Origin of the sequence: Pseudomonas kairouanensis, assembly GCF_004682055.1 — a bacterium.
Taxonomy (GTDB): Bacteria; Pseudomonadota; Gammaproteobacteria; order Pseudomonadales; family Pseudomonadaceae; genus Aquipseudomonas; species Aquipseudomonas kairouanensis.
In genome coordinates this window covers 1-12,232 of record NZ_QUZU01000004.1, presented here as the reverse complement: position 1 = coordinate 12,232, position 12,232 = coordinate 1, and the positions used below count along the sequence as shown (strand labels likewise).

Genomic DNA, 12,232 nt, shown 5'->3' with positions numbered 1-12,232 from the left:
CGCCTGATGAGGAGCCGTAATGCCCGACCTCAATTTGTTGATCACCTTGGATGCGTTGCTCGCCGAAGGCAGCGTCGCCCGTGCTGCCCAGCGCCTGGGCCTGAGCCCCTCCGCCATGAGCCGGGCCCTGGCACGCCTGCGTGAGACCACTGGCGATCCGCTGCTGGTGCGCGCAGGTCGCGGGCTGGTACCCACCCCTAGGGCAATGGAGCTGCGCGAGCAGGTCGGTCGCCTGGTGCAAGACGCTCACGTCGTATTGCGGCCTGCTCATGCACTGGACATGGCCCGGGTTGAACGCACCTTCACCCTGCGCGCCAGCGAAGAGTTCGTTGAACACATCGGCCCAGCCTTACTGGCGCGTATTGCCCAGGATGCGCCCGGTGTGCGCCTGCGCTTTGTGAATAAAACCGATAAAGACAGCGCGCTATTACGCCACGCCAGGGTCGACCTGGACACCGGTGTTGTCGACGCCGACGCCAGCCCCGAGCTGCTGACCCAGGCGTTGTTCCGTGATCGGCTGGTCGGCGTGGTGCGCAGTGGTCACCCGCTCAGCACGGGCGAAATCGTTGCCGAGCGCTATGCCGCCGGGCAGCACGTCTATGTCTCGCGCCATGGCCGGGACAGTGGCCAGATTGACGATGCCCTACAGTCCCAAGGCCTCACCCGGCAGATCAGTACCATTGTCACCGGGTTCTTCAGTGCCATCGCGTTGGCCCGCCATACCGACCTGATCGCCAGCGTGCCCGAACGCTACATCGCCCACCAGCGCGAGGGACTGCACAGCTTCGAACTGCCGCTGTCGCTACCAGCCTTTACCGTGGCGATGCTCTGGCACCCCAGGCTCGACGCCGACCTGGCCCATCGCTGGCTACGTGGATGTTTGCGTGAGGTCTGCGCGCCGCAACAGGTACAATCGCCGCTGCCTTGACGCGAAACCCCAGGAATTTGCATGTTCAGCCTTACCCGCTACACCACACCGTGCCCCGAACCCATCAATGCGCAGATCCTGCAGCTGGTGGTGGACAACCTCACCGACATCAGCAGCATCGCGTTGCCGCCGAGCAACCTGCTGTACAACATCTACCAGTACGCCATTGGCTTTGAAGTGCACCTGTACCTTGAAGCGCTCAATGGCCAGAAGGGGGTTGCCGTGGAGCTGGTGGTGGCCACGCAGGCCGAAAAGGTCATCGGTTTTGTGCTGTACCTGCCGGTAAAGGATGACCCCCAAGCCTGTGGCGTTGCGTTCATGGCGGTCCACGCCGGCCATCGGCGCCAGGGCGTGGCGCGGGGGATGCTGCAGGACGTACTGGCGCGCTTTCCCCACGCTGAACTGGCATGTGCGGTAGAGAAAGTGCCGGCCTTTGAATCCATGGGCTTGCAGGTGCGCGGTGCGCGGGGCACTCAGGTGCTGATGAATACACGGGACTACGGGACCGACGGGTTGATGGGCGTGCTGGATGTGGCGCCTATCTACAGCTCGCTGGAAGTGCGGCAGATTCATACGTACCTGCTGCAAAAACATGGCAAGCGCGCCATGGTGGACGCGGAGAAACAGCGGGATCGGCACTTGGACCATCTGGCGCGCAAGGTTCAGCTGTTTCTACAAAACCGCAGCTGAAATACGGCCGCGGTTGACCATCGCCAGGATCGTCGCCAGTAACTCCTGCTGCGCCTCTTCACGGCTGATCTCACCGCTGGCCGCTGCATGGGACAACGCTTCAGCAGCCCCCAGCATCGCCCGCAATCCTGCCTGGGATACGCGACCAAACGGCGACAACGCCTCACGGCATTTATCCAGGAAGATCGCCTCGTACCGGCGCTTGAGGGTCTCAAGCTCCGGTGAGCTGCTGAGCGCGGCGATCACCCCCGGGATTTCCCGGCCTTGCAACAACACGCAGTCCACGTAGGACGACGCAATCACCCACGCCCGGTCTTCCAGGGTGGCATCGCTGGCTTCGATGGCATCGGTAAACACCTGGTTCTGACGCCCGTCGAAGTCTTCATAGAGTGCGGCCAACAACCCTGGGCGGGTGACGAAATGGTCGTAGACCACCGGTTTTGTGACACCGGCCAATTCCGCCAAGCGCCCTAGGGTCAGCGCCTCAGTGCCTTCTTCGCGTACCAGTTGCCAGGCCACGTCCAGCAATTGCCGTAGGCGATCTTCACGGGACAGGCGTCGGCGTGGGGCAGGGGACTCAGTGCTTGACATGCTTATATACCAAAAGTAACTTACCAAAGGTAACTTAAGCCCAGCCTAAACCGAAAGGGAGTCAATGTCATGCACGCTTTGATCGTTGTTGCTCATCACGACCCGCAATCCCTTACCCACGGCGTTGCCGCACACGTCGGCGCTGGCCTGGTTGCGTCGGGCCACACCTTTGAAATCGCCGACCTTGCCGCCGAAGGGTTCGACCCGCGTTATACCGCTGCCGATCATCGGGTGCACCGCACGCATGCAGCGCCACCAGCTGACGTGTTGGCCGAACAAGCCCGTATCGACCGCGCCGATGCCCTGGTGCTGGCGTTTCCGATCTACTGGTGGTCTATGCCGGGCCTGCTCAAGGGCTGGATCGACCGCGTGTTCATCAACGGCTGGGCCATCGATTACGGCCCCGACACGCCGGTGGTGAAGAAGCTTGGGCACTTGCAGGTGCACCTGCTGGCACTTGGCGCGGCCGATGACAGCGCGTTTGATCGTCATGGCTACGCCAAGGCCATGCGCACGCAAATCGACTACGGCATTTTTGATTACTGCGGCGCGCAGGTGGTGACGTCTGAATTGTTGCTGGACTCGGAAAGTGGCACAGCACAAGCGCACTTGAAGACGGCCAGGCGCATAGGCCAAGGCGTGTTTCAGGCCGAAACGGTGATTTAGCCTTCGCGAAACAGATCGTGGGCATCCAGCAAGCGGTAGGCAATTTCCGGGTGTTTCTCCATGCCCCGGCGAATGGCGGCCGGGATGGACTGCCGGGTCTTGCGGCACAGGCCGGGCAGGTCGTCGATGAGGATCTGGATCCCGCGCATGCTCTTGACCTCGGTGTGGCCCGGCGCGATATGCACGCGGATGCCCAATTGCTGGTACATCAGCTGTTGCATGCGCTCCAGGTCTTGCAGGCTCTTGAGGTTTTCGAGGCGGTCGAGCAGCTTTTTTTCTTCCTGGCGCGTGAGCTGCAGGATGCGCTGGTCGGCACCGGGCGTCTGTAGCAATTGTTCGCGGTCACAGACGCAGGCGCCGGGTGGGCAGGGTTGGCGGATTATCATTGACCCTCCCTGCTTGGCTTTACGGTAGGAGCGAGCTTGCTCGCGAAGATCGCAAGGGCGCTGCGGTTCGTCAGGATGCACGCGTTATCGTGGACGTTGTTCGCGAGCAAGCTCGCTCCTACAGGGTTAATAGGTGAGTTGAACCCCAAGACTGCCCAGGGCCTTCCAGTACTCAGGATAGGTCTTGGCCACGCAGTCCGGGTCTTGAATGCGGATGCCCGCCACTTTCAAGCCCGCCAGGGCAAAGCACATGGCGATGCGGTGGTCGGCGTGGGTGTCGATCAGCGCCTGGCACGAAGTGCCGGCCAGGGCAGGGTCGCTGGCCACCAGCAGGTCGTCGCCTTCGATGGTGGCCAGGCCTGGGCGGATCTCGTTGAGGCCGTCATGCAGGGCCTGTACGCGATCACACTCCTTGACCCGCAGGTTGGCCAGCTCGGTGAAGCGCACCGGAGTGTTGTTGAAGGCTGCCAGTACCGCCAGGGTGGGGATGGCGTCCTGCATTTGCGAGCCGACGACAACGGCCTGCATATTCGGGAATTGGGCGATCACGGCCTGGGCCTTGGCGTCCGGCTGGGTGAAGTCCTGAGCGGCCACGCCGATATCGATGCGGCCACCGGTCAGTACTTCAGCTGCCCATAGGTAGGTGGCAGCGGAAGCATCAGGTTCGATCAGGTAATCATGGGCGGTATAGCCGGTCGCGGCCACGCGCCAGGTGGTGTCGTCGACGGCCTCGACCTGGGCGCCGAATGCGCGCATGCAGTCCAGGGTCAGGTCCACATAGCCACGGGCGCCGATGTCCTTGCCGGTCAGCGCCACTTCAATCGGCGCCTCGCCGCAGGCTGCCAGCATCAGCAGGGCCGAGACGTATTGGCTGGACAAGCCGCCGTCGATCTCGAAGCACTTGGCCTGGACCTTGCCCACGCCATGCACGGTGACCGGTGGGCAGCCGGTGGGGCTGTCGACCTGGATGCCGTTCTGGCCCAGGGTGGCCAGCAGCGGGCCAATCGGGCGCTTCTGCATATAGTCGTCGCCGGTCAGCACCACGGTGCCTTCAACGGTGGCCACAGCGGCGGTCAAAAAGCGCATCGCGGTCCCGGCATTGCCCAGGAACAGCGGCTGGGCAGGCAATTGCAGCTTGCCGTGGCCGGTGACCACAAAGGTGGTGTCGTCTGGCTCATCGATGGTCACGCCCATCTGGCGCAGGGCCACCGACATATGCCGGGTGTCATCGCTCTTGAGTGCACCGCTCAGGCGGCTGGTGCCCTTGGCCAGCGCGGCCAGCAACAGGGCGCGGTTGGTAATGGATTTGGAACCGGGGGGCGCGACCTTGCCATTGAGGGGGAAATTGGGCGGTGTAACGGTCACGGTTTTCTGCGAACTCAAGGTACAAGGCTCCTGATTCAAGGCAAGGCGGTAGGGAGTGGCCGACGGGCGGACCCGAATAATCGGCCAAAGCAGCGGTGCTTGTCGAGGCTTAGCGCTGGCTCAACCAGTAATCATGCAGCGCCCGTGCCGCAGGCTCGATCTGGCTGACGCGTTGCTGGTGCGCCTGTACGTCCAGGTCGGCCGGCAATTCGAAGTTGTCCTGCTCGGCGCACCAGGAGATCTTTTCCAGCTCGCCTGCCTGTGCGGCGGGCAGTGCGGGCCAGTTGCCAATGGCTGCGCCACGGATGTAGCCAAAGCACCATTCCTCGGCCAGGGTCACGTTCTGGCCCTGGTGCTCGGTTTCGTCGAAGCGCGCCTTGAACGCATTGGCATCGGTCGCCAACTGCCCGGCCAGGGTATTGATGTGGCGCACGCACAGTTCCAGGAAGCTCTGGGCCTCGTCCATGTTGTCCCATTCGGGGTTCAGGCCGCCCCAGATCGCCGGGAACCACTCGGCCACATCCACCTGGACCGGGCTAGACACCAGCGCCGTGAAGTAGCCGTCGAGCTCGGCCAGGTTCAGCACCGAATGGTCATCGCCATACTTTTGCAGGGTGTCTTCGATAAATTCGAATTCGGCCGGGGTGAGGGGTTGGGTGTGCATGGGCATATCCTTCAAACGTCGAACGCCACGCAGGGCGTGGCTTAAAGGGCGAAGGATGGCGTGTGTGCCGGGTTTTATCCAGCCTTTTCCCAGCGTTGGCACAGCTTGCTCACGCACACCGAGCCCACCACGGCGAGGATGATCGGCACCAGGAAGTCATGCTCGATGCGGGTGAATTCGGCCACCAGCACAATCGCGGTCAGCGGCATGCTCATGCTGGACGCGAGAAAGGCTGCTGCGCCGATAATGGCAAACGCGCCCAATGGCACGCCTGGCCACATCAGGCTCCAGGCGCCACCGAGGATGATCGCCAGCAGCGCGCCGTTGGCCAGCCCCGGCGTCAACAGCCCACCTTCGGCCCCGGCGCGCAGGCTGCTGGTGGTGATCAGCACCTTGGCCAGCAATAACAGCGCGGCCAGGCCCATCGTCAGTTCATTGTCGAAACCCAGTTGCGCCGGGCCTTTGCCATTGCCGAGGATCTGCGGCAGCCACATGGCCAGGGCGCCGATAAGTGTAAAGTTGATCAGCGCCAATACCGGCAGGCGCCAGCCGCGAGCCGCATGGGCCCGCGCCTGGCCGGTAAGCCGGGTAAACCCATACGCTGCCAACCCGAACAGCGGGCCGCACACCACCGCCCAGACGATCAGCGTTGGGCTCAGCACAAAGTGGGGGATTACGTATTGCGACTCCGCTCCCAGCCCGATCCACGCCACCGATGCGCCAATCGCCGAGGTTGCCAGCGCAATCACCGCCGCCGGCCAGCTGAACGCGCCGACCAGCACTTCCAGCACAAACACCGCGCCACCCAGTGGCACGTTGTACACCGCAGCCAAGCCCGCTCCGGCGCCACAGGCTACGATCAGGCGATGCATCTGCGGCGCAAGCTGGGCACGTTGGGATAACCAAGTGGCTGCCAATGCTCCGACTTCCCGTGGCGCGACTTCACGCCCAAGGGGCGAGCCCAGGGCCACGGTGATGATCTGCAGCACGGCGTGGGCGAGGGTGGTCTTGGGCGGCATGGTCGGCATCTTGTCCGACACCGCTTGCTTGACGCTCACCAATGGGCGGCCGTAGCGATAAATCGCCCACCAGCCCAAGCCCGCGACCAGTCCACAGATCACCAATACGCTCAGGCGGCGCTGGGGCGACGCTGCCGTCACACCCCATAAAAAGGTTTCATGGCTGACCAGGCTATCGAGGCTGTAGCCGTAGGCCAAATGCTGGATGCCATGCAGCAGCAACGCCAGCAGCATCCCGCCAAGGCCCGCGCCAATACCGGTCAGCACGACCACCAGGGCCAGGATCAAGGATGAGCGAAACGGGGTGGGCATAGGCAACTCCAGGCAATGGCCCTGATTGTATAGCCGAAAAATCGCGCTTCCCGGCGCAAATGTAATGGCGCTGCATGAACCTTGCGTTCACAACATTCCATTACCTTTGCCAGTCCCGTTTTTGGCCGATGCGCCGTGGCGCACCCTTGTTATAGTTCGGGCCTTATCAGTCGCCAGTCAGGGATCACTGCCATGTCCGAATACCAAGCTTTCGTCGTCGAACTCATTGGCAACGTTGCCCATGTGCAGATCAACCGGCCGGAAAAGATCAACGCGATGAATGCCGCGTTCTGGACCGAGATCATCGATATTTTCCAATGGGTCGAAGACACCGATAACGTGCGCGCCGTGGTGCTCAGTGGTGCCGGCAAACATTTTTCGTCCGGTATCGACCTGATGATGCTGGCGTCGGTGGCCAATGATTTTGGCAAGGACGTCGGCCGCAACGCGCGCCTGCTGCGGCGCAAGATCCTGGAACTGCAAGCCTCGTTCAATGCCGTGGATAACTGCCGCAAGCCGGTACTGGCGGCAATCCAGGGCTACTGCATCGGCGGCGCCATCGACCTGATCAGCGCTTGCGACATGCGTTATGCGGCCGAGGGCGCGCAATTCTCCATCAAGGAAATCGACATCGGCATGGCCGCCGACGTCGGCACCCTGCAACGCCTGCCGCGCATCATCGGCGATGGCATGCTGCGTGAGCTGGCCTACACCGGCCGTCAGTTCGGTGCCGAAGAGGCCCGCAGCATTGGCCTGGTCAACCGTGTCTATGCCGATCAGGAGAGCCTGTTGGCCGGTGTGCTGGAAATTGCCCATGAAATCGCCGCCAAGTCGCCGATTGCGGTCACCGGTACCAAGGCCATGATCAGCTACATGCGTGACCACACAGTCAAGGATGGCCTGGAATACGTTGCCACCTGGAACTCGGCTATGTTGCAATCCAACGACCTGCGCGTGGCCATCGCGGCCCATATGAGTAAGCAGAAACCCGAATTCGTGGATTGACTGACATGACCCCAGGCTGGATTACCACAACGCTTTTGGACAACGACACCCCCGGCGGCTGGGCAGTTGCCCGCAGCCGCGACGGCTTTTTGCATGACCCCAACGGCCCGCTGTTTCCTCGCGAATGGCTCAAGCGCCAGGACCTGTCGGTGTTTGCCGAGCACGGCATCGGCCACCTCGATGGCGAGCCGGTGTACCTGCTGGAGTTGAACGCGCCCGCCGAAGTGCCGGGTTGCAGCTGGCAGGGGCTGCGGGCCTTCATGTTGCAAGGTGATCACACCCTGTACAAAGTACTGGGCTACGCCGCACAGATCGGCACCTGGGCGCGGGAGCACCGGTTTTGCGGCAGTTGCGGCCAGGCCATGGTGCAAGTGCCACGGGAGCGGGCGATGTATTGCCAGGCGTGCGACCTGCGCAGCTACCCACGCATTTCACCGAGCATGATTGTGCTGGTGACCCGTGGCGACGAGATCCTGCTGGCGCGCTCGCCACGGTTTGTGACGGGGGTCTACAGCACGCTGGCGGGGTTTGCCGAGCCGGGTGAGTCGGCCGAAGACTGCTTGATCCGCGAAGTGCGCGAAGAAGTGCAGGTGGAGGTCAAGAACATCCAGTACATGGGCAGCCAATGCTGGCCGTTCCCCCATTCGATGATGCTGGGCTTCCATGCTGAATACGCCGGTGGCGGTATCGTGCCCCAGGCCGACGAGATCGAAGACGCGCAGTGGTTCAACATCCACAACCTGCCGCCGTTGCCGGCGTCACGTTCGATTGCGCGTTACCTCATCGACCTGTACCTGGCCCGTCGCTTAGGCCACGCTGAACCAGTGTTGCCAGGCTAGGCGCACGGTCAGGCCCAGCACCACGGTGATAAACACCGGGCGAATGAATTTGGCGCCGCCGCTGATCGCGCTGCGGGCGCCAAAGAACGCGCCAAACATCACGCAGATGCCCATGGTCAGGCCGACGATCCAGTCCACTGTGCCGTTGAAGATAAACACCGACAGCGCCGCCGCGTTGCTGACGAAGTTCATGCTGCGCGCCACGCCGCTGGCCTTCACCAGGTCGACGGGGTACATGAGCAGGGTGCTGACGGTCCAGAAGGCACCGGTACCGGGGCCTGCGACACCGTCGTAGAAGCCCAGGCCAAAGCCCTGGGTGGACTGCCATTTCTTCTTGATCGGTGCATCCGCCTCCAGCGGTGCCTTGGGCGTACCGCCGAACAACAGGTACAGGCCGCAACCGAACACGATCACCGGGAGCATCTTGTTCAGGGTTTCGGCGGGCAGGTAGTGGGCCACCACGGCGCCGGTCAGCGCGCCGATAAAGGTGCCGACGATGGCATGCACCCATTGGCGCGGGTGGAACAGCTTGCGGCGGTAGAAAGTAAAGCTGGCGGTGGCGGAGCCGAAGGTGGAGCTGAGCTTGTTGGTGCCCAGCACCAGGTGTGGCGGCATGCCGGCGGTAAGCAGGGCGGGAGTGGTGAGCAGGCCGCCGCCGCCGGCGATGGCGTCGATGAAGCCGGCAATAAAGGCGACAAATGCCAGAATGGCGAGGGTGGTGAGGTCAACGCTGAGTTCGAAGGGCATGGGCAGGGCTTATGGTTGGCAGGGCGCTAAGCGAAAGGCGCCATCTTACTGCCAGAAGTAAGGAGATCCAAATGTGGGAGCGGGCTTGCTCGCGAAAGCGGTGTGTCAGTCACAACATCTGTAACTGATCCACCGCTTTCGCGAGCAAGCCCGCTCCCACATTTTTAACCGCGATCAGCCGTGACGCTTGTCCAGCCACTCCAGCGCCGTGCGCCAGATGCAAATCCCCAGGAAATACGCCGACATCACCGACCACAACCCAAATGTCCACGGGTTAGTGTTCGGGTAATCCACCACCATCAAGAAGCTGCACAGCAGCCAAATGGTGGTCACCGCGATATTGATCGGCATAAAGCGCTTGACCCGGAACGGGTGCAAAAACTTCATCGGTGTCACCGTCAGCAGCGCCAGGCCGATCACCGTCAGCAAGGTGACCCAGGCCTCTGGCTGGATGATGTACACGCACAGCGCCACCACATTCCATGCCGCCGGGAAGCCGACAAAGTAGTTGTCCTTGCTCTTCATGTTCACGTTGCAGAAGCAGAACAGCGACGACACCAAGATCACCGATACGGTGAACAGGTGGGTAAATTCAGGCAGGTCGATATAGCGGTAGATAAACAGCGCCGGAATAAACACATAGGTGAGGTAGTCGATCACCAGGTCCAGCACCGAGCCATCAAAGCTGGGCAATACCGTGCTCACGTTGACCCGTCGCGCCAGGGAACCGTCGACGCCATCGACCACCAAGGCCAGCCCCAGCCATAGCAGGCAGGCTTTTGGTGAGTTTTCCAGCAGCGCCAGGGTGGCCAGGAAGGCCAGCACCACGCCAGTGGCAGTGAAGCCGTGGGCGCCCCAGGCTTTGAGTCTGGCTACATGCAGGGTCGATATCACGGGCGGTTCTCCAAAAGGTGAAACGGGGCAGCCGACAACGTGACGCCGTCGAGTCTGGCCGGGGAATGCAGGTATCGACCGGGAAGGGGGTAAGAAGGTTCACCACCCCGGCGTATCACTTAGCGTAGCAAGCGTGGGACGTTTCAGCATCAGCCCTGGCGGAACACCAGGGCCTTCAAGCCACTTTGGGCATCGATATCAGGAAATTCCGGCGGGTTGGCCAGGCGCTCGACGAAGCGCAGGCCCGGTGCTTCGCGGGTCACGCCGTCGATCAGGAAGTCTTCGCCAAAGGCCGGGTCATTCATGCAGGCCAGCACAGTGCCTTGCGCGGTGAGTAAATCCGGCAGGCGGCGCAGCACGCGCTGGTAGTCTTTGGTCAGCAGAAAACTGCCTTTCTGGAACGACGGCGGGTCGATGATCACCAGGTCATAGGGGCCGCTATTTGTGACCTTGGCCCAGGACTTGAACAGATCATGGCCGAGAAAGGTGACCTTACCCAGGTCATGACCATTGAGCCGATGGTTGTCACGGCCACGGCTCAGGGCGCCACGGGCCATGTCGAGGTTCACCACATGGTCGGCACCACCTTCGATGGCGGCCACGGAAAACCCGCAGGTGTAGGCAAACAGGTTGAGTACACGCTGGCCTTGAGCCTGTTCGCGTACCCAATTGCGGCCGTAGCGCATGTCGAGGAATAGCCCGCTGTTCTGCTTTTTACCCAGGTCGATCAGGTAGCGCAGGCCGCCTTCGGTGATGGTCAGCTCATCGATAGGGTTGCCCGCCAGCCATTCGGTGGTGCTTTGCGGCAGGTAGCGGTGTTGCAGGGCGACGGTGTGGGCGCTGAACTGGGTTTGCAGCAGGTGTTTCAGGGCGTCCAGCTGTGCAGGCTCCGGTTCCTTGAACAAAGACACCAGCAGCACGCCTTGCAGCCAGTCCACCGTCAATTGCTCAAGGCCAGGCCAGCAGCGGCCACGGCCGTGAAACAGGCGGCGGGTTTCGCTGGGTGGAGTGGCCAGGGCGGTGAGCAGGTGGGTGTGCAGGGTGGCGAGTGCTTCTGGGTTCATCGTTGAGCGTCGGTCATTGAGCGGGCGGCATTTTAAACACAATTGTGTGGTTAAAAGGCAGCGATCAATGGCGGGCCAAACGCGTCACGAATAAAACCAGGTGCGATGTAGCGCTCGTAATGCGCCTGCGACAGCAGGAAAAACTCCCGGTCGATGGCATCCCGCAAGTCGGCCAAGTGGCGTTCGCGAAACTCCGGCAGCAACGCCAGCCCGTAGGCGTCCAGCTTGGAAATCACCCGCGCACCTCGGGCGATCAACTGGTATGCCCAGCAATACGGCGATTGGTGCGGCATAAAGCGGATCTTGCGGTTTTCCAGTTGCTGGCGCAGCAGGTGCGCGTCAAACATCTCCAACTTACTGGCCATCACTTGCACCAGCAATTGCTCCAGGCGCAGCCACACCGCGTGTTTTTCCTCGGCGTTGTAGCCATTCCACTGGATCACTTCATGGTGATAACGCTTGCAACCGCGGCAGACCAGGTCGCCGTAGACGGTGGAGCACAGGCCGACGCAAGGGGTCTTGATGGTTTGGTTAGGCATTAGAGGCAAGCTTGCAGAATATATGGAACAGCGCAGGCCCAATGTGGGAGCGGGCTTGCTCGCGAATGCGGTGTGTCAGCAAGTACATCAGGCACTGCTCCACCGCCTTCGCGAGCAAGCCCGCTCCCACACAAGACCGCTCCCACACTGGATTTGTGACGTTGATCAGTCCCAGCTCAGCGCACCACCCGTCTGGTACTCGATCACACGGGTCTCAAAGAAGTTCTTTTCTTTCTTCAAGTCCATGATCTCGCTCATCCACGGGAACGGGTTGGTCGTGCCTGGGTACTCTTCCTTCAAGCCAATCTGCGACAGACGACGGTTGGCGATGAACTTGAGGTAGTCCTCCATCATTGCCGCGTTCATGCCCAGCACGCCGCGCGGCATGGTATCGCGTGCGTATTCGATCTCCAGCTGAGTCCCTTGCAGGATCATCTGGGTCGCTTCTTCCTTCATCTCGGCATCCCACAGGTGCGGGTTTTCGATTTTGATCTGGTTGATCACGTCGATACCGAAGTTCAAG

Annotated in this window: 15 protein-coding genes; 5 read left to right on the top strand and 10 right to left on the bottom strand. The window is 61.8% G+C overall.

The window, feature by feature from the left end:
* Positions 1–19: 19 nt before the first annotated feature.
* Entirely contained in the window at positions 20–928 is a 909-nt protein-coding gene (locus DYL59_RS05025) for a LysR family transcriptional regulator (RefSeq protein WP_135288182.1), read from the top strand.
* Positions 929–949: 21 nt separating this feature from the next.
* On the top strand, positions 950–1,618 hold the full coding sequence (locus DYL59_RS05020) for a GNAT family N-acetyltransferase (RefSeq protein ID WP_135288181.1): 669 nt from the start codon (positions 950–952) through the stop codon (positions 1,616–1,618).
* Here DYL59_RS05020 and DYL59_RS05015 read toward each other — a convergent pair.
* Entirely contained in the window at positions 1,601–2,209 is a 609-nt protein-coding gene (locus tag DYL59_RS05015; RefSeq protein WP_135288180.1) for a TetR/AcrR family transcriptional regulator, read from the bottom strand. The two genes, DYL59_RS05020 and DYL59_RS05015, sit on opposite strands and share 18 nt — an antisense overlap.
* 69 nt (positions 2,210–2,278) lie before the next feature.
* Between DYL59_RS05015 and DYL59_RS05010 the strand changes: the two genes are divergently transcribed.
* Positions 2,279–2,875 carry an NAD(P)H-dependent oxidoreductase gene (locus DYL59_RS05010; protein ID WP_135288179.1) on the top strand — a complete coding sequence of 199 codons (597 nt, stop codon included), beginning with the start codon at positions 2,279–2,281 and terminating at the stop codon, positions 2,873–2,875.
* On the opposite strand, the gene DYL59_RS05005 is transcribed toward DYL59_RS05010, so the two are convergent.
* The 4 genes from DYL59_RS05005 to DYL59_RS04990 form a co-directional block, all read right to left on the bottom strand.
* Entirely contained in the window at positions 2,872–3,261 is a 390-nt protein-coding gene (locus tag DYL59_RS05005) for a hypothetical protein (protein WP_135288178.1), read from the bottom strand. The two genes, DYL59_RS05010 and DYL59_RS05005, sit on opposite strands and share 4 nt — an antisense overlap.
* 126 nt (positions 3,262–3,387) lie before the next feature.
* Positions 3,388–4,644: a 3-phosphoshikimate 1-carboxyvinyltransferase gene (gene aroA, locus DYL59_RS05000; RefSeq protein ID WP_135288177.1), complete on the bottom strand. Its 1,257-nt coding sequence runs from the start codon at positions 4,642–4,644 to the stop codon at positions 3,388–3,390.
* A 91-nt stretch (positions 4,645–4,735) separates the two neighbouring features.
* Positions 4,736–5,290, bottom strand: a complete 555-nt coding sequence (locus DYL59_RS04995) for a UPF0149 family protein (protein ID WP_135288176.1) — start codon at positions 5,288–5,290, stop codon at positions 4,736–4,738.
* 74 nt (positions 5,291–5,364) lie between these two features.
* Positions 5,365–6,621, bottom strand: a complete 1,257-nt coding sequence (locus DYL59_RS04990) for a chloride channel protein (RefSeq protein WP_135288175.1) — start codon at positions 6,619–6,621, stop codon at positions 5,365–5,367.
* A 192-nt stretch (positions 6,622–6,813) separates the two neighbouring features.
* On the opposite strand from DYL59_RS04990, the gene DYL59_RS04985 reads away from it, so the two are divergent.
* Together DYL59_RS04985 and nudC are read left to right on the top strand one after the other, a co-directional pair.
* A complete protein-coding gene (locus tag DYL59_RS04985; RefSeq protein ID WP_135288174.1) occupies positions 6,814–7,626 on the top strand; it encodes a crotonase/enoyl-CoA hydratase family protein in 813 nt (270 codons plus the stop codon).
* Positions 7,627–7,631: 5 nt separating this feature from the next.
* On the top strand, positions 7,632–8,465 hold the full coding sequence (gene nudC / locus DYL59_RS04980; protein WP_135288173.1) for an NAD(+) diphosphatase: 834 nt from the start codon (positions 7,632–7,634) through the stop codon (positions 8,463–8,465).
* On the opposite strand, the gene DYL59_RS04975 is transcribed toward nudC, so the two are convergent.
* From DYL59_RS04975 to DYL59_RS04955, 5 genes are all read right to left on the bottom strand, one after another.
* Positions 8,433–9,212 (bottom strand): TSUP family transporter, encoded by a 780-nt coding sequence (locus tag DYL59_RS04975; protein ID WP_135288172.1) that lies wholly within the window; start codon positions 9,210–9,212, stop codon positions 8,433–8,435. The two genes, nudC and DYL59_RS04975, sit on opposite strands and share 33 nt — an antisense overlap.
* A gap of 174 nt (positions 9,213–9,386) precedes the next feature.
* Positions 9,387–10,106 (bottom strand): phosphatidylcholine synthase, encoded by a 720-nt coding sequence (pcsA, locus tag DYL59_RS04970; protein WP_135288171.1) that lies wholly within the window; start codon positions 10,104–10,106, stop codon positions 9,387–9,389.
* 149 nt (positions 10,107–10,255) lie between these two features.
* Positions 10,256–11,170: a class I SAM-dependent methyltransferase gene (locus DYL59_RS04965; protein WP_135288170.1), complete on the bottom strand. Its 915-nt coding sequence runs from the start codon at positions 11,168–11,170 to the stop codon at positions 10,256–10,258.
* A 50-nt stretch (positions 11,171–11,220) separates the two neighbouring features.
* Positions 11,221–11,709: a DUF1289 domain-containing protein gene (locus DYL59_RS04960; protein ID WP_135288169.1), complete on the bottom strand. Its 489-nt coding sequence runs from the start codon at positions 11,707–11,709 to the stop codon at positions 11,221–11,223.
* 165 nt (positions 11,710–11,874) lie between these two features.
* On the bottom strand, positions 11,875–12,232 hold a 358-nt coding region (locus tag DYL59_RS04955; RefSeq protein WP_193557534.1), incomplete at its 5' end, for a ribonucleotide-diphosphate reductase subunit beta.